Source organism: Pseudomonas sp. GW821-FHT01A09 (assembly GCF_058986725.1).
The window spans coordinates 272,290-291,307 of record NZ_JBYSWB010000002.1; the positions used below are offsets into that span (position 1 = coordinate 272,290).

Annotated in this window: 17 protein-coding genes; 7 read left to right on the plus strand and 10 right to left on the minus strand. The window is 61.9% G+C overall.

Annotation, left to right across the window (positions count from 1 at the left end; genetic code table 11):
• Positions 1-8 precede the first annotated feature (8 nt).
• Both rssC and rssB read right to left on the minus strand, forming a co-directional pair.
• Positions 9-491 carry an anti-sigma factor antagonist RssC gene (gene rssC / locus AC3WJP_RS03500; RefSeq protein ID WP_493719841.1) on the minus strand — a complete coding sequence of 161 codons (483 nt, stop codon included), beginning with the start codon at positions 489-491 and terminating at the stop codon, positions 9-11.
• Positions 488-1,672: a two-component system response regulator RssB gene (gene rssB, locus AC3WJP_RS03505; protein WP_493719842.1), complete on the minus strand. Its 1,185-nt coding sequence runs from the start codon at positions 1,670-1,672 to the stop codon at positions 488-490. Before rssB ends, rssC begins: the two co-directional genes overlap by 4 nt.
• Positions 1,673-1,944: 272 nt before the next feature.
• Between rssB and AC3WJP_RS03510 the strand changes: the two genes are divergently transcribed.
• Positions 1,945-2,241 carry a PilZ domain-containing protein gene (locus AC3WJP_RS03510; RefSeq protein WP_493719843.1) on the plus strand — a complete coding sequence of 99 codons (297 nt, stop codon included), beginning with the start codon at positions 1,945-1,947 and terminating at the stop codon, positions 2,239-2,241.
• Between the two features lie 55 nt (positions 2,242-2,296).
• Here the strand turns inward: AC3WJP_RS03510 and AC3WJP_RS03515 are convergent, their stop codons facing one another.
• Entirely contained in the window at positions 2,297-2,968 is a 672-nt protein-coding gene (locus AC3WJP_RS03515; protein ID WP_493720000.1) for an MlaA family lipoprotein, read from the minus strand.
• Positions 2,969-3,220: 252 nt separating this feature from the next.
• On the opposite strand from AC3WJP_RS03515, the gene AC3WJP_RS03520 reads away from it, so the two are divergent.
• Positions 3,221-3,487: a DUF4404 family protein gene (locus AC3WJP_RS03520; protein WP_493720001.1), complete on the plus strand. Its 267-nt coding sequence runs from the start codon at positions 3,221-3,223 to the stop codon at positions 3,485-3,487.
• 111 nt (positions 3,488-3,598) lie between these two features.
• Here AC3WJP_RS03520 and queF read toward each other — a convergent pair whose 3' ends face one another.
• Together queF and AC3WJP_RS03530 are read right to left on the minus strand one after the other, a co-directional pair.
• Entirely contained in the window at positions 3,599-4,429 is an 831-nt protein-coding gene (gene queF / locus AC3WJP_RS03525) for an NADPH-dependent 7-cyano-7-deazaguanine reductase QueF (protein ID WP_493719844.1), read from the minus strand.
• 80 nt (positions 4,430-4,509) lie between these two features.
• Positions 4,510-5,004 carry a cupredoxin domain-containing protein gene (locus AC3WJP_RS03530; protein ID WP_493719845.1) on the minus strand — a complete coding sequence of 165 codons (495 nt, stop codon included), beginning with the start codon at positions 5,002-5,004 and terminating at the stop codon, positions 4,510-4,512.
• A 204-nt stretch (positions 5,005-5,208) separates the two neighbouring features.
• On the opposite strand from AC3WJP_RS03530, the gene AC3WJP_RS03535 reads away from it, so the two are divergent.
• Positions 5,209-5,886 (plus strand): heavy metal response regulator transcription factor, encoded by a 678-nt coding sequence (locus AC3WJP_RS03535; RefSeq protein WP_493719846.1) that lies wholly within the window; start codon positions 5,209-5,211, stop codon positions 5,884-5,886.
• Positions 5,883-7,238 carry a heavy metal sensor histidine kinase gene (locus AC3WJP_RS03540; RefSeq protein WP_493719847.1) on the plus strand — a complete coding sequence of 452 codons (1,356 nt, stop codon included), beginning with the start codon at positions 5,883-5,885 and terminating at the stop codon, positions 7,236-7,238. Before AC3WJP_RS03535 ends, AC3WJP_RS03540 begins: the two co-directional genes overlap by 4 nt.
• Before the next feature lie 102 nt (positions 7,239-7,340).
• Here AC3WJP_RS03540 and AC3WJP_RS03545 read toward each other — a convergent pair whose 3' ends face one another.
• From AC3WJP_RS03545 to AC3WJP_RS03555, 3 genes are all read right to left on the minus strand, one after another.
• Positions 7,341-8,585 carry a lipoprotein-releasing ABC transporter permease subunit gene (locus AC3WJP_RS03545; protein WP_493719848.1) on the minus strand — a complete coding sequence of 415 codons (1,245 nt, stop codon included), beginning with the start codon at positions 8,583-8,585 and terminating at the stop codon, positions 7,341-7,343.
• 67 nt (positions 8,586-8,652) lie between these two features.
• Positions 8,653-9,336 (minus strand): lipoprotein-releasing ABC transporter ATP-binding protein LolD, encoded by a 684-nt coding sequence (gene lolD / locus AC3WJP_RS03550; RefSeq protein WP_493719849.1) that lies wholly within the window; start codon positions 9,334-9,336, stop codon positions 8,653-8,655.
• Between the two features lie 7 nt (positions 9,337-9,343).
• Positions 9,344-10,594: a lipoprotein-releasing ABC transporter permease subunit gene (locus AC3WJP_RS03555; protein ID WP_493719850.1), complete on the minus strand. Its 1,251-nt coding sequence runs from the start codon at positions 10,592-10,594 to the stop codon at positions 9,344-9,346.
• A 95-nt stretch (positions 10,595-10,689) separates the two neighbouring features.
• Between AC3WJP_RS03555 and AC3WJP_RS03560 the strand changes: the two genes are divergently transcribed.
• Positions 10,690-11,280: a PilZ domain-containing protein gene (locus AC3WJP_RS03560; RefSeq protein WP_493719851.1), complete on the plus strand. Its 591-nt coding sequence runs from the start codon at positions 10,690-10,692 to the stop codon at positions 11,278-11,280.
• A gap of 69 nt (positions 11,281-11,349) precedes the next feature.
• Positions 11,350-12,072, plus strand: a complete 723-nt coding sequence (locus AC3WJP_RS03565; RefSeq protein ID WP_493719852.1) for a glycerophosphodiester phosphodiesterase — start codon at positions 11,350-11,352, stop codon at positions 12,070-12,072.
• A 42-nt stretch (positions 12,073-12,114) separates the two neighbouring features.
• Here AC3WJP_RS03565 and sthA read toward each other — a convergent pair whose 3' ends face one another.
• Positions 12,115-13,509: a Si-specific NAD(P)(+) transhydrogenase gene (gene sthA, locus AC3WJP_RS03570; protein WP_493719853.1), complete on the minus strand. Its 1,395-nt coding sequence runs from the start codon at positions 13,507-13,509 to the stop codon at positions 12,115-12,117.
• 363 nt (positions 13,510-13,872) lie between these two features.
• Positions 13,873-15,336 carry a glyceraldehyde-3-phosphate dehydrogenase gene (locus AC3WJP_RS03575; protein ID WP_493719854.1) on the minus strand — a complete coding sequence of 488 codons (1,464 nt, stop codon included), beginning with the start codon at positions 15,334-15,336 and terminating at the stop codon, positions 13,873-13,875.
• Positions 15,337-15,524: 188 nt separating this feature from the next.
• Here AC3WJP_RS03575 and mfd point away from each other — a divergent pair, with 188 nt between their 5' ends.
• On the plus strand, positions 15,525-18,977 hold the full coding sequence (gene mfd / locus AC3WJP_RS03580; RefSeq protein ID WP_493719855.1) for a transcription-repair coupling factor: 3,453 nt from the start codon (positions 15,525-15,527) through the stop codon (positions 18,975-18,977).
• Positions 18,978-19,018: the final 41 nt, after the last annotated feature.

Below are 19,018 nucleotides of genomic sequence, written 5' to 3' on the forward strand. Positions count from 1 at the left end.
GGGCGGGGTCAGCTGCGCTCGAGGGCGTTGACCAGGTCGTGGAAGGCTTCGCGATTGGAGTCATTGAGGCCCATGAGGATCTTGTGGGCTTCGAGGACCTTGGCCTTGACGATGTCTTCGGACTGATCCTGCGATGGCAGGTCGGTCAGGCAATCGGTGCAGGGAATCGGACGATTGACGATGTTGAACACCTGATCGAAGCCCATGGACGACAGCAGGCGCGTGATGTCCTCGTGAGTCGTCACGACAGTGGGGAGCAAACCGACTTTCTGCCGCGAAAGGATCGACAACTTGGCCAGCAAGCCAAGTGTAGTGCTGTCGATACTGCGGGTTTCGGTGAGATCGATGACGATCGCAGAGAAATTCAGGGCAGTGAAGATTTTTTCAATAGTCGCATCCAGCGCCGAACACAACGTCAGACGCACTTCACCGACAAACTTCAGAACGAACGTACCATTCTGCTCGGCGAACTGGATTCTACCAGTACTCATTCAAGGTTCCTGCTTAACACCAGGAGGGCGATATCGTCCGGCATCTCCCCCAGTGTGGCCAATCCAAACTTTTGACGTAACCCATCCAGGGAACCGCCTGCTGCTTTGACTATTTCAGGCAAGGCAGTCTCTTTGTCTTTGAGCGTTTCACCCGGCAAAAGATCCAGAATGCCGTCAGACAGCAGCGTCAAGCTGAAACGTTCCGGCAATTCAAGGACATGGTCGGTGTATGTGGCCTCGTCGAAGAGACCGACCGGCAGGCCACGACCATCCAGGTACCGCACCTGATCTTCAGTATAGAGCACCGGGAGCGGCAGATGGCCACCAATGCTGTACGTGAGAAGACCAGTATGCTCGTCAATCACGCCGCCGACCATGGTCACGTGCTTGCCGAGCTTGCAATTGATCAGACCGCGGTTGATATGCCCCAACACATCCGACGGCTTGAACTCGGGCATGCTGCCCCCACGCCGCGATTCGAACATCAGCCGCGTGGTCATGAACTTCAACAGCACCGTGACGAACGCCGAAGAGGCACCATGACCTGACACGTCAGCCAGATAGAATGCCACGCGGTGCTCATCAACGCGAAAACAGTCGACGAAATCACCCGACAGGTACAGCGAGGGGATTATCTGGTGCTCGAACTTGAAGCCATCGGTCACCCACGGGTTGACCGGCAACATGTTCATCTGCACCTGGCGTCCGGCGTTCTGGTCCTCCTGCAGCAAGTGCAGGCTGGCCTCCAGCTCGCGATTGGCGGTTTCCAGCTTGTCGCGGTACCGCTGGTTCTCCACCAGTAGACGGGAACGATCCAGGGCCCGGCGGACCGAATGCTCCAACACGGCGAGGTCTTCGAGGGGCTTGATCAGGTAATCGGCGGCGCCCAGTCGCAACGCTTCGACCGCGTCGTTCATCACGCCGGCGCCCGAAAGCACGATCACCGGGATTTGCGGGGAGCGCTCGGTGACCTGACGAATCAGTTCGAGGCCGCCCACCTGAGGCATGCGCAGGTCGCAGATCACTAGGTCGGGCTGCTTCTGCTCGAACACCTGAAGGCCCAACAGGCCATTACTGGCCTGCAGGACACTGAAGCCGCTGTCGTCGAGGTAGGCTGCGAGGCTCTCGCGCACTACGTCGTCGTCATCGATTAACAGCAGCGTGGCACTGGTTTTCTGCATGTGGGCAAACGGCGCCAGAAATAGGTGGACGTAGGAGTTTGGCCTGGGCTGCACTCGCCTACTGGATTCACTTCCAGCCTCTCTTATACTGGAGGCAGCGGGACTGGAATCCCTGCTGCGGCAAATATTAGAGGTGCCCTGTAAGGCGCAGACGGTACTCCCATCCGGCAGGGGTTTCAAGCTTGCACCGATGGTCGCCTGACGACTTTACACGGCAAATGACCGGGAGTTATAAAAACCCCCTGAACAGCAACGATATGGAAGTATGAAGCATGAGCCAGAGCGACAGGGATTACAGCGAAAAACGCGATTACATCCGCATGACTATCAATGCCAACGTCACATTGCATTTCAAGGGGCTGGAGTTCAGCGGGGTGTGCGTCGACCTGTCGAGCAACGGCATGCAGGTCCAATCCCGCTCGCAATTGGCCGTGGGGGATGTACTGGCAGTGCATTTGCCCTCGCCCACCCCCAATCTGGATCCGTATAACGTCGAGGCCGAGGTGGTGCGCGTCGAAGACTTGGGTGACGGCAACCAGATCCTCGGGCTGGCCACCGCGCCCGCGTGATCGCCGCCCACCAAAAAGGCGACCCTGGGTCGCCTTTTTTTTGTATCAGGACAAATCAGAAATCGTCTTTGACCTGACCATCCTTGACCTTGAACTCGCGATTCTGCATGAACGCATTACGCACGAAGGTGTAGCGATCGCCATTGATCAGCTTCTCCGAGGACAACAGGTTCGCACGGGTATCCAGCAGATTGATGCCGAACGCGGTGTTGCGCACTGGCACATCGTTCACGTACCGATACGGAGCGGTGTAGGTGTCCGGATACTTGGCGAAGGCGTCGCGCACGGTGCTTGGACCAAAGAACGGCAGGACCACGTACGGGCCGCTGCTTACGCCCCAGTAGCCCAGAGTCTGACCGAAGTCTTCGTCGTTGCGCTGCAGGCCCATCTTGGTGCCGACGTCGATGAAACCGAGCAGGCCGAAGGTGGTGTTGAAGATCAGACGCGCGGTGTCGACACCGGCCGCGCGAGGCTTGGCCTGGAACAGATCGTTGGCCAGGTTGGTGACGTCGCCGATGTTCTGGAAGAAGTTGTGCACGCCATCCTGAACGAACTGCGGAGTGATTTTCTGATAACCCTGAGCCAGCGGCTTGAGGGTGTATTTATCGACGAAATCGTTGAACTTGAACACTGGACGGTTGAAACCGGCCCATGGATCAGGATTCGCCTCATCCGCAGCCTGAGCCGCCACCGGCGCGAGGAACGCGGTCGCCAGCACACAGGCCATTGCCAATCGATCCAGGGTTGCCGAGCCGATCTTGCGCATATACATACTCCCTTTAAAAACAATTGGCAGGCACAAAGGCCGGTTCTAAAAAAACCCAGTATAAGGCCGGTTGAAACATTTTTGCCTATCAACAGCATAAATGACCGGTATCAAGCGCAATGAAAGTCCATGGATTATGCTCATGTGGTGGCCATGGACCTTTGCAACCGCGCTGCGGTCAATGGTTATGCCTATCCTAGAAGGGAGATCCACATGCCTGTCCGTGAACTGCAAGAACAATTGATCGCCCTGCGTGAACAGTTGGACCAGAACCCATCGCTGACGCTGGAAGAGCGCGAGCGAGTGCAAGACCTGATGCAACAGATCGGCAGCGAAATCGAGCTTGAAAAAGCCACCCAGGAACGACCGAGCATGGTCGACAGTATCAATGTGGCGGCGGAGACGTTCGAGGTCGAACACCCTACGGTGGCCGGAGTGTTGCGCAACATTGCGGTGACGCTGGGCAACATCGGGGTATAAGGCCTACACGGTCCTGTAGCGAGGGGGCTTGCCCCCGATTCGGTGGGACAGCCACACAGAATGTTGCTGGCAGCCTTTTCGGGGGCAAGCCCCCTCGCTACAGAAACGGCATTACTGGCGGACCAAACGCACGTTACTCACATCCAGCGCCTCGGTACTGCGGTACGGATTGATATCCAGCCCGCCACGTCGCACATAACGCGCATACACCGTCAGCGATTGCGGCTTCAACAAACGCTGCAGATCCAGAAAGATCCGCTCCACGCATTGTTCGTGAAAGTCCGAATGCTGGCGAAAGCTCACCAGATAGGCCAGCAGGCTGGCGTGATCCAGCGCCGCGCCCTTGTAGCTCACCACCACGGTACCCCAGTCCGGCTGACTGGTGACCGGGCAATTGGACTTGAGCAGGTGGCTGTACACAGTCTCCTCCACCAGGCGATCGGCATTGCAGCGCAGCAACTCGGGTTGTGGGTGCTCGTACTGGCTGACGCTAATGTCCAGATCATCGATGCACACCCCCGGCAGCTTCGCCACGCCATCCGCCTGCACCTCGTCGAGGCTGCGAATCCTTACGCCTACCGGTTTACCCGCAGCGGCTGACAGGTCCTTCTCCAGCACGACCTGGAGTTGCGCGGCGCTGACGAAGGGCGTCTGATTCAACGAATTCAGATACAGCTTGAAGGACTTCGACTCGATGATGTTCGGCGAGTCCGCGGGGATACTGAACTCGCCGATCGCCACCACCGGCTTGCCGGATGGCAGCAGCCAGGACAGCTCGAAGCAGTTCCAGAAGTCCACACCCTGATACGGCAGGGTCTCGGCGCTCAGGCCCAATTCGGCCCATTTCGCCGCGCGCGGAATGGGGAACAGCAGCGACGGCGTGTAAGTGGCGATGTACTCGCTGGACTTGCCCAGCGGAGAGTGTTCGGCGGCGGGGTGCATGGCAAAAACCTGGCTGAATAAACCCGGGCAGTTTATCGGGTTTGCGTGCCGGTTTCAGCGCCCAAGGGCCGACGGCGCGGTTATTTGTCGACTTTCAGCTGGCCGACCATGCCGGCCTGGTAGTGGCCCGGTTCGTTGCAGGCGAACTCCAGCGCGGTGGCGCGCGTGAAGGTCCAGGTCAGCTCGCCGCTTTCACCTGGCTTGAGGGTAATGCTGTTGGCGTCGTGATGCATGCCGGCCATGGCGCCATGGGTGTCCTTGTCATGCCCCATGGCGGCCATCGCCAGCATTTCCTTCTGGTGACTGGCCTGCAAGGCCGCATCACCGAGGGTGAATTCATGCACCACGGCGCCAGTATTGGCCAGTTCGAAGCGCACCGTCTCGCCGGCCTTGACCTCCAGCGTGTTGGGGCTGAAGGACATGTCCGCGAGGGTGATCTTGACGGTGCGGGTAGCCTGGCTGGCCTTGGCTGCATGGCCGAAATCGAAGCTGGCCTCATTGGCGATGGCAGAGCTGGCGAAGGCGCTACCGGCCAAGGTAAGCGTGACGATGCTCAAGTGACGAATGAAGTTCATGCGCGGTCTTCTCCAGATCCGTGGCAAAGCGACTCCTGGCCCAAGGGTGTTAGGCCTCGGGCTGCAGGCTATGGGACACTGTAGGCCGAGCGCGCTGGCAGTCGCCTGACAGGCGCATTACAACTTTGTCAGCTAACCCGCCCACTGCCGTGCTCAGGGTATAACGCCCGTGCACCTCCCTCGCCTGCCATCACCGAGCGCCAGATGAAACTGCTGATCGTCGAAGACCAAGTCAAAACCGGACACTACCTGCGCCAAGGCCTGCAGGAGGCCGGCTATGCGGTCGAACTGATCAACGACGGCCTCAGCGGCCAGCACCTGGCCTTGAGCGGCGACTACAGCCTGCTGATCCTCGACGTGATGCTGCCGCAACGGGACGGCTGGCAGATACTCCAGGCGGTGCGCAACGCCGCAATGGACGTGCCGGTGTTGTTCCTGACCGCCCGCGACAGCGTCGCCGATCGCGTGCATGGCCTGGAACTGGGTGCCGACGACTACTTGATCAAACCCTTCGCCTTCGCCGAGTTGCTGGCGCGGGTGCGCACCCTGCTGCGGCGCGGCGCCCAGCCCACCCAGGAAACCAGCCTCGAAGTCGACGACTTGCGTCTGGATCTGATTCGCCGCCGCGTCGAGCGTGGCAACCAGCGCATCGATCTCACCGCCAAGGAATTCGCCCTGCTGGAGTTGCTCATGCGCCGCTGCGGCGAGGTGCTGCCCAAATCGCTGATCGCCTCCCAGGTCTGGGACATCAACTTCGACAGCGACACCAACGTCATCGAGGTCGCCATCCGCCGCCTGCGCTTGAAGATCGATGACGAACACCCGGAAAAACTCATCCACACCGTGCGCGGCATGGGTTACGTGCTCGAGGCCAGGCGGTGAAGCTGTCCCTGAGCGCACGCCTGGCGCTGTTGTTCGCCGCCTGCACGGCGGCGGTCTCGCTGGTTGCCGGGCTGTTGTTCAATGCCGCCAGCGAGGCGCACTTTCTCGAACTCGATCAGCAACTGCTGGACAGCCGTATGACGAGCCTGCGCGCCGTGTTGGTTGGTGCCGAAGATCCAGCGAGCTTCGAGGCACGGCGCGCGATATTGCAACTCGAGCTGGCTCGGCAACCTGACGAGGGTTTGCGCGTGATTGGCTCTGACGGCATCGAGTGGTTCAACAGTCGCCCCGCCCTGCCTGCCGCCGCCCGAAATGCGCAGCTGGCGACCCTGCATACCGGCCATGGCGAATTTCGCACCTACAGCGCCGCCCTCGATCCGCAACAGCCGGGATCGCCACGCCTGACGCTGCTGCTCGACATCACCCACCACCAGCACTTTCTGCAGCGCATGCACGGGCTGATCTGGTTGACCGTGGGGCTCTCGGCGCTGGCCACTGCACTGCTCGGCGCCTGGGCCGCACGCCTCAGTTTGCGACCATTGCGGCGCATGACCGACGTCGCCGCCGGCGTTTCGGCGCAGTCGCTGACCACGCGCTTGCCGGTCCAGGGCCTGCCGCCGGAACTGGCCGACCTTGGCCAGTCGCTCAATGCCATGCTCGCGCGCCTCGACGACGCCTTTACTCGGCTGTCGGCGTTCTCGGCCGATATCGCCCATGAACTGCGCACGCCGCTGTCGAACCTGCTGACCCACACGCAAGTCACCCTCACCCGCCCACGCTGCGCGCAAGACTATGAAGAGGCCCTGCACAGCAACCTCGAAGACCTGCAATGGATGGCGCAGCTGGTCAATGACATGCTCTACCTGGCCAAGGCCGAGCACGGGCTGATGCCGGCCGGGCGCGAACCGCTGAAGCTGGCGGATGAGGTGGATGCTTTGCTGGAGTTCTTCGCACCGCTGGCCGAAGACGCCGGGGTGCGGCTGTTGCGTGAGGGCGATGCCGAGGCGCTAGGTGATCGCGCCATGCTGCGTCGAGCGCTGTCCAATCTGCTGGATAATGCGCTGCGCTTTACCCCGACCGAGGGGCAAGTGCGCATTGCGCTGAGACAGGACGATACCCGAGTGACCATCGAAGTCGCCAACCAGGGTGAACCTATCCCGGAGCCGGCGATAGCGCGGCTGTTCGATCGCTTCTACCGTGCCGACCCGTCCCGCAGCGGCGGCCAGAGCGAGCACGCCGGGCTGGGCCTGGCCATCACCCGCTCGATCGTCCGCGCCCATGGCGGCAGTATCGACTGCAGCTGCAGCGACGGCTGGACAGCGTTCAGAATCATCCTCCCGCTGACCCTGTAGCGAGGGGGCTTGCCCCCGAAAATCTGCCTGCCCCTTAGATGGCGCTGACTCGACTGTTTTCGGGGGCAAGCCCCCTCGCTACAGGACTATCTGCGCACGCACTTACTCGTACCGCAACGCCTGCGCCGGCTCGACCTGCGAGGCCCGCCAGGCGGGGTAGATAGTCGCCAGAAAGCTCATGATCAACCCCGCCGAGCAGATCAGCGCCACGTCGCTCCACTCCAGCTGCGACGGCAGGTTGCTGATGAAGTACACGTCCGAGGTGAAGATATGCTCGCCGGTGACGCGCTCCACCCAACCGACCATGGCGCTGACGTTGATCGCCGCGATCACCCCCAGCACGCCGCCGATCAGCGTGCCGACCACACCGATCACCGTGCCCTGAACCATGAACACCCCCATGATCTGTCGCGGCGTGGCACCGATGGTCCGCAGGATGGCGATGTCGGCGCCCTTGTCGTTCACTACCATGATCAAGGTGGCGATGATGTTGAACGCCGCCACCGCGACGATCATCAGCAACAGCAGGCCGATCATGGTTTTCTCCATTTTCATGGCGCTGAACAGGCTGCCCTGGGTGTGAGTCCAGTCATCGGCCTGGTAACCGGCGCCCAGATTCGCAGCGATGGTTTTCGACACTTGCGGCGCGGCATACAGATCCTTCAGCTTGAGCCGCACGCTCTGCACCTGGTTCGGCTGCCAGCGCTGCATGGTCGCGGCATCGGCGACATTGATCAGGGCCATGGTGCTGTCCAGCTCGGCACCGACCTTGAATACGCCCACCACCGTCAAGCGTTGCAGGCGCGGAGTGATGCCGCCCGGCGCGGAGCTGATCTCGGGCACGATAAGGGTGAACTTGTCGCCCACGGTCAGGCCGAAGCGCCGCGCGGTGATATCGCCGACCACCACGCCGAATTCGCCGGGGCGCAGATCCTGCAGATTGCCGCGAGTGATGTGCTGGGCGACGATCGACACCTTGCCTTCCTGGGCCGGATCGACACCGCTGATCTGGATCGGCTGCATGCCGCCGCGAAAGGAAATCATGCCGTCCATTTCAGTGAACGGCACCGCCGCCAGGACTTCGGGATTCTTCAACGCGGCGTCGGCCACCGGGCGCCAGTCGTCCAGCGGCTTGTCGCCGACGACCATGGCGTGGGGCACCATACCGAGAATGCGATCGCTCATCTCGCGCTGGAAACCGTTCATCACCGACAGCACCACGATCATCGCCAGGACACCGAGGCCCAGGCCGATCATCGAGGTCATGGAAATGAACGAGATGAAATGGTTGCGGCGCTTGGCGCGGGTGTAGCGCGCGCCGATGAAGATCGATAAGGGTCTGAACATGAACGCACCGTGACAAAAAGAGTGAAGCAGGCGCGCCACCGACCAGCGGCGCGTCAGGCGAAGCCGATCAGATTGGGACCAGGTGGCCGTCTTCGAGCTTCAGGACGCGATCCATCTGCCGAGCCAGGCTCAGGTCGTGGGTCACCACCAGAAACGCCGTGTTCAAAGAAGTACTGAGTTCCTGCATCAGGTCCTGGATACCCTGTGCCGTGTGCTGATCGAGGTTGCCGGTGGGCTCGTCGAGCATCACCAGGCCGGGACGGTTGACCAGCGCTCGAGCGATGGCCACGCGCTGGCGCTCGCCACCGGACAGTTCGGCAGGCTTGTGGGTCAGGCGATGGGCCAGGCCGACGCGGGTCAGCAGCGCCGTGGCGCGCTCCTTGGCCTCGGGGATCGGGGTCTTGCCGATCAGCAGCGGCATGCACACGTTCTCGAGCGCAGTGAACTCGGCCAACAGGTGGTGAAACTGGTACACGAAGCCCAGTGCGCGATTGCGCAACAGGCCGCGGTCACGCTCGTTGAGCGCCGACAGCTCCTCGCCGGCCAGCCATACGCTGCCCTGACTTGGCGTGTCGAGGCCGCCGAGCATGTTCAGCAGGGTACTTTTGCCCGAGCCGGAACTGCCGACGATGGCCACGCGCTCGCCGGCCCGCAGCTCGAGCTGCAGATTGGCCAGCACCACCACCGACTCAGGGCCTTCTTCATAGGACTTGCCCAGATTGCGGCAACTCAGAACTGCTTTATCACTCATGCCCAACTCACTCATAACGTAACGCCTCCGCAGGCTGGGTACGCGCTGCGCGCCAGGCCGGATACAAGGTGGCGAGGAAACTCAGGACCAGCGCCGCGCCGCAGACCATCACCACGTCCTGGCTTTGCAGCTGCGACGGCAGGTAGTCGATGAAATACACATCCGCGTTCAGGAATTTGTGGCCGATCGCGCGCTCCAGCAGCGCCACGCCGGCACTCACGTTGAGCGCCGCGAGGATGCCCAGCACCGCGCCGACCAGGGTGCCGACCACACCGATCACCGTGCCCTGAACCATGAAGATCGCCATGATCTGCCCCGGGGTCGAGCCCAGGGTGCGCAGGATGGCGATGTCGCCGCGCTTGTCGTTGACCACCATCACCAGCGTGGAAATGATGTTGAACGCCGCCACCGCCACGATCAGCAACAGCAGCAGGCCGATCATGGATTTTTCCATGCCGATGGCCTGGTACAGGTTGCCGTGGGTGCGCGTCCAGTCCCGCGAGTAATAGTCGCCATCACCCAACTGCTGGGAAATTTCGTAGGCGGTGCGCGGCGCCTTGAACAGGTCGGTGAACTTCAGGCGCAGGCCCTGCACTTGCTCCGGTTTCCAGCGGTGCAGCAGGCTGAGGTCCTGGAGGTTGGTCAGGCCGACATAGCCGTCCAGTTCCCCGGCGCCGACATGGAAGATACCGATCACGGTGAAACGCTTCATGCGCGGGAACATGCCGCCGGGGGTGACGGTGACTTCAGGCGAAACGAAAGTGACCTTGTCGCCCAGGGTCACCCCCAGCTTGGTGGCGGCCTTGTCGCCGAGCAGGATGCCGAACGCCCCGGGCTTGAGATCGTCCAGCGTGCCTTGCTTGATGAACGCATCGATGATCGACACCTTGCGCTCTTGCGCCGGGTCGATGCCGTTGAGCAGCATCTTCTGCACGCGGCCGTTGTTGGTCAGCAGACCCTGCATCTGGGTGAACGGCGCGACCGCCTCCACCTGGGTGTTCTGCTTGACGCGCGCAGCCAGGGCCTGCCAGTCGTCGATAGGTTTGGCGGACTCGATGGTGGCGTGTGGAACCATCCCGAGCACGCGGGTTCGCATCTCATGATCGAAGCCATTCATGACCGAGAGCACGACGATCATCACGACAACGCCAAGGGCGAGTCCGATCATCGAGGTCAGGGAAATGAATGACACAAAATGATTACGGCGTTTGGCACGGGTATAACGCGTGCCAATGAAAACGAAGAGAGGTCTGAACATGTCGGGGCTTGTTCGGGTGAAAGAAGAACGTCCTTGTGGCGGGGCTTGCCGAGCGGCCTTACACTCAGAACACCGCCAACACCATGGGTTCAACCATGTCGACATTAGATGAAGAAGATCGCCGCGAATACTATCGCATCAACGATCATATCGCACTGGAAATTACCCCATTGGCGGAGACTGACGCTACGGGGGCAGAGGTGTTGCAAGATGCTTCGCCGCTGTTCAACCTGCTCAGCGAGCTGCATCTGAGCGAGTTCGAATCCCAGCACTTGTTGCGCCAGCTGGGCGACAGCGATCGCACGCTGGGCAATTTTCTCCGGGCCCAGAACAAGCGTATCGACCTCCTCAGCCAGGTGGTCGCCCATACCCTGCTGGGTGAACTGGGTGACACCCTGCCGGTGGTCATTTCCGAAGGCGGCCTGGAATGCCAGGTACCCCAGTCGTTCCCCGTGGGCAGCCTGGTCGCGGTGAAGATCGTGCTCATGCCGCAGGCGTTGGGCTTGCTGCTGCGCGCACGGGTCACCCGCGCCGACGCGGTAAGCCTTGGGCATTACGAACTCGGCCTGGAATTCGATGGCATGACCGACGCCCAGCGGCAACTGCTGGCGCGCTATATTCTGCAAAAACAGGCGGCCGAACGGCGCCTGGCACGGGAGCACAGCGACGACCAGCCTGCGGTCTGACGCCGGCTCCCGGGGCAACATCCTAACGCCAGTGCGGCATCCCTAGACGTATTTCATCAAGGAACAGACGTGACCCTAATCTACGGCCACCGCGGTGCCAAAGGCGAAGCACCGGAAAATACCCTGACCAGCTTTCAACGCTGCCTGGAACACGGCGTCAAGCGCTGCGAACTGGACTTGCACCTGTCCAGCGACGGCGAACTGATGGTCATCCACGACCCGACCCTGAAACGCACCACGGAACGGCGCGGCAAGGTGATCGAGCAGACGGCCGCCGACCTGGTCACCTTCGACGCCCGCAAGGGTGGCCCCGGCTGGGTCACGCCTTGCCCTATTCCCACACTGGAGACGCTGTTCCAGGAGTGCCAGTTCGAGCACTGGCAACTGGAAGTCAAGGTCGCCTCGCGCACTCGCGCCACCACCACCGTGCTGGCCATTCGCGAACTGGCGCTGCGCTACGACCTGCTGGACAAGATCACCATCACCTCGAGCTCCCGCGAAGTGCTGCGCGCCGCCCAGCAGTTCACCCCGGACATTTCCCGCGGGCTAGTGGCCGAGTACGCGTGGCTCGACCCACTGAAGGTCGCGCAGAATTATGGCTGTGAGTTGCTGGCGCTGAACTGGACGCTGTGCAGCCCCGAGCGCCTGCAGAAAGCGCAGCGCCAGGGTTTGCATGTGTCGGTATGGACGGTCAACGATGCGGCACTGATGCGCCGCCTCGCTGACTTCGGCGTGGACAGCCTGATTACAGACTTTCCCGGTTTGGCCAGCGCCACGATCGGGAATCGCTGAAATCGGTCTCTCCGGCCGGCTCAGGCCACCGGCCGGAGCCGCTCAAAAAAGCCGGTTGAGGCCGTCATAGGCGGCTACCCGATAGGCTTCGGCCATTGTCGGGTAGTTGAACGTGGTGTTGACGAAGTACTTGAGGGTATTCAGTTCGCCCGGCTGGTTCATGATCGCCTGGCCGATATGGACGATCTCCGAGGCCTGGTCGCCGAAGCAATGCACACCCAGGACCTCCAGGGTTTCACGGTGGAACAGAATCTTCAGCATGCCCACCGGCTCACCGGAAATCTGCGCTCGCGCCATACCCTTGAAGAACGCCTTGCCCACCTCGTATGGGACCTTGGCCTGAGTCAGCTCGTGCTCGTTCTGGCCGATCGAGCTGATCTCCGGAATGGTGTAGATCCCGGTCGGCACATCGTTGACGAAACGCCAGCTGCCATTGTCGATCGCGCTGCCTGATGCCGAGCGCCCTTGGTCGTACGCGGCGCTGGCAAGGCTCGGCCAGCCGATCACGTCACCGGCGCCATAAATGGTCGGGACGCTGGTGCGATAGGCTTCATCGACATTGATCTGGCCGCGGCCGTTGACCTTGATGCCGATGTTTTCCAGGCCCAGACGATCAGTGTTGCCGGTACGGCCGTTGCACCAGAGCAAGGCGTCGGCCTTGATCTTCTTGCCCGACTTGAGGTGCAGGATCACACCGTGCTCCAGGCCTTCGACCCGCTCGTACTCTTCGGTGTGGCGGACCATCACGTGGTTGTTGCTGAAGTGGTAGCTCAATGCCTGGGAGATTTCCGAGTCGAGGAAGCTGAGCAACTGATCGCGGTTGTCTACCAGCTCGATCATCACCCCCAGGCCGCTGAAGATCGATGCGTACTCGCAACCGATCACGCCGGCGCCGTAGATGATCAGCTTGCGCGGGGTGTGGGTGATGCTCAGGATGGTGTCGCTATCGTAGATGCGCGGGTGGCTGAAATCGATGTCGGCCGGGCGATAAGGCCGCGAACCGGTAGCGATGATCACCTGCTTGGCGATCAGCTTCTCCTGCATGCCGTTGGGGCAGATGACGTCGATGGTCTGCTCGTCGGCGAAACTGCCGGTGCCGAAGAACACATCGACCCGGTTGCGCGCGTAGTACGCGGTGCGCGACTGAACCTGTTTGGCGATCACTCGCTCGGCGCTTTTGAGCACATCGGGGAAGGGAAACCAGCGCGGCTCGCCGATCAGACGAAACATCTCGTTGTTGTTGAAATGAATGATCTGCTTGACCGAGTGGCGCAAGGCCTTGGACGGGATGGTCCCAAGGTGGGTGCAGTTGCCGCCGACCTGACGGCGGCTGTCGACCATGGCGACCTTACGGCCTGCCTTGGCGGCGTTCATTGCCGCCCCTTCCCCGGCAGGACCGGACCCCAACACCACGACATCGTAGTTATAGACAGCCATGCGTACTCCTTCCTCTCAGGCCACGACGTCCTGCCGGACGCCTCTGGCGCAACATGCCACGGTCGGCATTGAAAAACTCGGTGTGCAGTCTAATGGACACATGATGGCGCGAACATTAACCCTTGGTCGCGCCACAGGCAATTTTTGTCTGTGGCTTTTTGCCGCAGCTCACCTTCTGACAACCTTTGCCGAAGGACGAACGCATCCGTATGTAGCGAGGGGGCTTGCCCCCGAAAGCGATAAACCGGCCGCAGGAATACCGCAGGCGTGTTTTTTTCGGGGGCAAGCCCCCTCGCTACGGGGTTTAACCCGAAAACAAAAACGCCCCGAACCAGTCGGGGCGTTTTTATTGGCGCGGCAGCGTTACTGCGGGAAAGCTGGCGGGTTGACCCCAGCCATGTCTTCCATCACGCGTACCACCTGGCAGCTGTAACCGAATTCGTTGTCGTACCAGACGTACAGCACGACACGGTTATCGTTGCAGATGGTGGCTTCGGCGTCGACCACACCGGCATAGCGCGAACCGACGAAGTCGGTCGATACCACTTCCTGGGACGCGACGAAGTCGATCTGGCGCGACAGATCCGAGTGCAGCGCCATATAGCGCAGGTACTCGTTCATCTCTTCGCGGCTGCTGGCCTTCTCCAGATTCAGGTTGAGGATCGCCATCGACACGTTTGGCGTCGGCACCCGGATCGCATTGCCGGTCAGCTTGCCGGCCAGTTCAGGCAGCGCCTTGGCGGCGGCAGTGGCGGCACCGGTCTCGGTGATCACCATGTTCAGCGCGGCCGAACGACCACGGCGATCGCCCTTGTGGAAATTGTCGATGAGGTTCTGGTCGTTGGTATACGAGTGAACCGTTTCGACGTGACCATTGACGATGCCGAACTTGTCGTTGACCGCCTTGAGCACCGGCACGATGGCGTTGGTGGTGCAAGAGGCTGCGGAGACGATCTTGTCGTCGGCGGTGATGTCGCCATGGTTGATGCCATGCACGATGTTCTTCAGCTTGCCCTTGCCCGGCGCGGTCAGCAGCACGCGGTCGATACCCGGGCAGGTCAGGTGTTGGCCCAGGCCGTCGGCATCACGCCAGACACCGGTGTTGTCCACCAGCAGCGCGTTGCTGATGCCGTACTGGGTGTAATCCACCTCGGTCGGGTTCTTGGCGTAGATGAACTGGATCAGGTTGCCGTTGACGGTCAGGGTGTTGGCTTCTTCGTCGACATGGATGATGCCGTCGAACGAGCCATGCACCGAATCCCGACGCAGCAGGCTGGCACGCTTGGCCAGATCGTTGCTGGCGCCTTTGCGCACGACCACGGCGCGCAGGCGCAGGCCATCGCCACCACCGGCCTTCTCGATCAGGATGCGCGCGAGCAGGCGGCCGATACGACCGAAACCGTAGAGCACGACATCGGTGCCCTTGCGCTCGCCGACGTTCTGTTGACCGACGACCGGGCCCAGTTCTTCGCGCACGAAGGCTTCGGCACTGCGACCTGCGCCTTCAGTCTTGAACTTGACCGCCAGCTTGCCGAGGTCGACCGAAGCGGCGCCCAGATTGAGCTCGCTCATGGCTTTGAGGAGGGGGAATGTTTCGTGGACCGACAGCTCGTGGGAGTCGGCCTGGCGGTGACGGGCGAAGCGGTGGGCCTTGAGCAACTCGATCACGGATCGGTTGATCAGACTACGGCCGTAGATCGAGGTGACGACATTGTTATTACGGTATAGCTGGCCGATCAAAGGAATCATCGCTTCGGCGAGTGCTTCACGATCGATCCATTCACCAAGACACTGGTCGGGCTTCTGAGTCACGGGAACCTTCCACATGTAGGGGCTGAGAAAAGGGGCTACATTATGGCTTTAACAGGGCAACGGGAGCAATGCGCCAGGTCGCGGGGAGAAACGTTTCAGCGGAAATTTTCCGACGAGTTTCTTTTGCGCAGCCGAAACTGACAGGGGCACAAGGTGCCGGTACAATCGATCTCTTTGTCGTAACGCTTGGAGCTCGATCGCCCGTGTCTGTCCTGCGTCTACCGCTACTCCCTACCGCCGCGCAAAAAACCGCGAGCAAACAGCTCTGGGGCAACCTGCCCGGGGCCGCGCTGAGCCTGGCCATCGCCGAAGCAGCGAGCGCAGCCAAGCGTTTCACCCTGCTGCTGACCGCCGACAGCCAAAGCGCCGACCGCCTCGAACAGGAACTGCGCTTCTTCGCCCCCGAGCTGCCGGTGCTGCATTTTCCCGATTGGGAAACCCTGCCCTACGATCTGTTCTCGCCGCACCAGGACATCATCTCCCAGCGAATCTCCAGCTTGTACCGCTTGCCGGAGCTCGTGCATGGGGTTTTGGTAGTGCCGATCACCACTGCCCTACATCGCCTGGCGCCCACCCAGTTCCTGCTCGGCAGCAGCCTGGTGCTGGACGTCGGCCAGCGGCTGGACGTCGAGCAGATGCGCACGCGCCTCGAAGCCAGCGGCTATAGATATGTCGACACCGTCTACGAGCATGGCGAATTCACCGTGCGCGGCGCGCTGATCGACTTGTTCCCGATGGGCAGCAAGCTGCCGTACCGCATCGACCTGTTCGATGACGAAATCGAAACCCTGCGCACCTTTGATCCGGAAACCCAGCGCTCGATCGACAAGGTTGACTCGATTCGCCTGCTGCCGGCCCGGGAATTCCCGCTGCAAAAGGACGAAGTCACCCGCTTCAAGGCGCGTTTTCGCGAGCGCTTCGACGTCGATTTCCGCCGCAGCCCGATCTTCCAGGACCTCAGCAGCGGCATCACCCCGGCCGGCATCGAGTACTACCTGCCGCTGTTCTTCGAGAGCACCTCGACCCTGTTCGATTACCTGCCCCAGGACACCCAGGTGTTCTCCCTGCCAGGCATCGAGCAAGCCGCCGAGCAGTTCTGGAACGACGTGCGCAACCGTTATGAAGAACGCCGCATCGACCCGATGCGCCCGCTGCTGCCCCCCGCCGAGCTGTTCCTGCCGGTGGAGGACTGCTTCGCACGGCTCAAGACCTGGCCGCGGGTGATCGCCAGCCAGGCCGAGGTCGAGGGCGCCCAATCGTTCCCCGCCAGTGCCCTGCCGGACCTGGCAATCCAGGCCAAGGCTGCCAACCCGCTGGCGGCGCTGTCCGGTTACATCGAGCAATTCCCTGGCCGCGTGCTGTTCACCGCTGAATCGGCGGGCCGCCGCGAAGTGTTGCTGGAGTTGCTCGATCGCCTCAAGCTGAAACCGCAGACGGTCGATGGCTGGCAGGAGTTCGTGGCCAGCAAGGCGCGCCTGGCCATCACCATCGCGCCGCTGGACGACGGCCTGCAGCTCGACGACCCCGCACTGGCGCTGATCGCCGAGAGTCCGCTGTTCGGGCAGCGCGTGATGCAGCGCCGCCGCCGGGAAAAACGCAGCGACGGCAGCAACGATGCAGTCATCAAGAACCTTACCGAACTGCGCGAAGGCGCGCCGGTGGTGCATATCGACCACGGCGTGGGCCGCTACCTGGGCCTGGCGACCTTGGAGATCGACGGCCAGGCCGCCGAATTTCTCACCCTCGAGTACGCCGAGAACGCCAAGCTCTATGTGCCGGTCGCCAACCTGCACCTGATCGCCCGCTACACCGGCAGCGATGACGCCCTGGCGCCGCTGCACCGGCTGGGTTCCGAGGCCTGGCAGAAGGCCAAGCGCAAGGCCGCCGAGCAGGTGCGCGACGTCGCCGCCGAGCTGCTCGACATCTATGCCCGGCGCGCCGCCCGGGTCGGCTATGCCTTCGCCGACCCGGCGCTGGATTACGAGACCTTCAGCGCCGGCTTCCCGTTCGAGGAAACCCCGGACCAGCAGACCGCCATCGAAGCCGTGCGCCTCGACATGCTCGCCGCCAAGCCCATGGATCGCCTGGTGTGCGGCGACGTCGGCTTCGGCAAGACCGAAGTCGCCATGCGCGCGGCATTCATCGCCGTGCACGGCGGCAAGCAGGTGGCCATTCTGGTGCCCACCACCCTGCTCGCCCAACAGCACTACAACAGCTTTCGCGACCGCTTCGCCGACTGGCCGGTGCGGGTCGAGGTGATGAGCCGCTTCAAGTCCACCAAGGAAGTCAACGACGCCGTGGCCGAGCTGGCCGAAGGCAAGATCGACATCGTCATCGGCACCCACAAGCTGCTGCAGGACGACGTCAAGATCAAGAACCTGGGCCTGGTGATCATCGACGAAGAACACCGTTTCGGCGTGCGTCAGAAGGAACAGCTGAAAAACCTGCGCAGCGAGGTCGACATCCTTACCCTCACCGCCACGCCGATTCCGCGCACGCTGAACATGGCGGTGTCGGGCATGCGCGACCTGTCGATCATCGCCACGCCACCGGCCCGGCGCTTGTCGGTGCGCACCTTCGTCATGGAACAGAACAAGAGCACGGTCAAGGAAGCGCTGCTGCGCGAGCTACTGCGTGGCGGTCAGGTGTACTACCTGCACAACGACGTCAAGAGCATCGAGAAATGCGCCGCCGAGCTCGCCGAACTGGTACCCGAGGCGCGCATCGGCATCGGCCACGGGCAGATGCGCGAACGCGATCTCGAACAGGTCATGAGCGACTTCTATCACAAGCGCTTCAACGTGCTGATCGCCTCGACCATCATCGAGACCGGCATCGACGTGCCCAGCGCCAACACCATCATCATCGAGCGCGCCGACAAGTTCGGTCTGGCGCAATTGCACCAGCTGCGCGGCCGCGTCGGGCGCAGTCACCACCAGGCCTACGCCTATCTGCTGACGCCGCCGCGCCAGCAGATCACCGGCGATGCCGAGAAGCGCCTGGAAGCCATCGCCAATACCCAGGACCTCGGTGCGGGCTTCGTGCTGGCGACCAACGACCTCGAAATCCGTGGCGCCGGCGAACTGCTGGGCGAAGGCCAGAGCGGGCAGATCCAGGCCGTGGGTTTTACCCTCTACATGGAAATGCTCGAACGCGCGGTCAAGGCCATCCGCAAGGGCGAACAGCCTAATCTCGATCAACCGCTGGGCGGCGGGCCGGAGGTCAACCTGCGCGTGCCGGCCTTGATTCCCGATGACTATCTGCCCGATGTGCACACGCGCTTGATCCTGTACAAGCGCATCGCTTCGGCGGCTGACGAAGAAGGTCTCAAGGACCTGCAGGTGGAGATGATCGACCGCTTCGGCTTGCTGCCCGAGCCGACCAAGAACCTGGTGCGCATCACCTTGCTCAAGCTGCAGGCGGAAAAACTCGGCATCAAGAAAATCGACGGCGGCCCGCAAGGTGGGCGTCTGGAATTCGCTGCCGAAACGCCTGTCGACCCATTGACCCTGATCAAGCTGATTCAGAGCCAGCCCAAGCGTTACAAGTTCGAAGGCGCCACGCTGTTCAAGTTCATGGTGCCCATGGAGCGCCCCGAGGAACGCTTCAACGTGCTCGAAGCGCTGCTCGAGCGCCTGACCCCGGTACCGGCATGAGGGCGTTGTCAATGGGCTTGAACCCACCTGCCACGATGGCC

Bases quoted from the DNA above. Each gene is read 5' to 3' on its own strand.
- rssC (WP_493719841.1), bottom strand. From the start codon at position 491: ATGAGTACTGGTAGAATCCAGTTCGCCGAGCAGAATGGTACGTTCGTT.
- rssB (WP_493719842.1), bottom strand. From the start codon at position 1,672: ATGCAGAAAACCAGTGCCACGCTGCTGTTAATCGATGACGACGACGTA.
- AC3WJP_RS03510 (WP_493719843.1), top strand. From the start codon at position 1,945: ATGAGCCAGAGCGACAGGGATTACAGCGAAAAACGCGATTACATCCGC.
- AC3WJP_RS03515 (WP_493720000.1), bottom strand. From the start codon at position 2,968: ATGGCCTGTGTGCTGGCGACCGCGTTCCTCGCGCCGGTGGCGGCTCAG.
- AC3WJP_RS03520 (WP_493720001.1), top strand. From the start codon at position 3,221: ATGCCTGTCCGTGAACTGCAAGAACAATTGATCGCCCTGCGTGAACAG.
- queF (WP_493719844.1), bottom strand. From the start codon at position 4,429: ATGCACCCCGCCGCCGAACACTCTCCGCTGGGCAAGTCCAGCGAGTAC.
- AC3WJP_RS03530 (WP_493719845.1), bottom strand. From the start codon at position 5,004: ATGAACTTCATTCGTCACTTGAGCATCGTCACGCTTACCTTGGCCGGT.
- AC3WJP_RS03535 (WP_493719846.1), top strand. From the start codon at position 5,209: ATGAAACTGCTGATCGTCGAAGACCAAGTCAAAACCGGACACTACCTG.
- AC3WJP_RS03545 (WP_493719848.1), bottom strand. From the start codon at position 8,585: ATGTTCAGACCCTTATCGATCTTCATCGGCGCGCGCTACACCCGCGCC.
- lolD (WP_493719849.1), bottom strand. From the start codon at position 9,336: ATGAGTGATAAAGCAGTTCTGAGTTGCCGCAATCTGGGCAAGTCCTAT.
- AC3WJP_RS03555 (WP_493719850.1), bottom strand. From the start codon at position 10,594: ATGTTCAGACCTCTCTTCGTTTTCATTGGCACGCGTTATACCCGTGCC.
- AC3WJP_RS03560 (WP_493719851.1), top strand. From the start codon at position 10,690: ATGTCGACATTAGATGAAGAAGATCGCCGCGAATACTATCGCATCAAC.
- sthA (WP_493719853.1), bottom strand. From the start codon at position 13,509: ATGGCTGTCTATAACTACGATGTCGTGGTGTTGGGGTCCGGTCCTGCC.
- AC3WJP_RS03575 (WP_493719854.1), bottom strand. From the start codon at position 15,336: ATGTGGAAGGTTCCCGTGACTCAGAAGCCCGACCAGTGTCTTGGTGAA.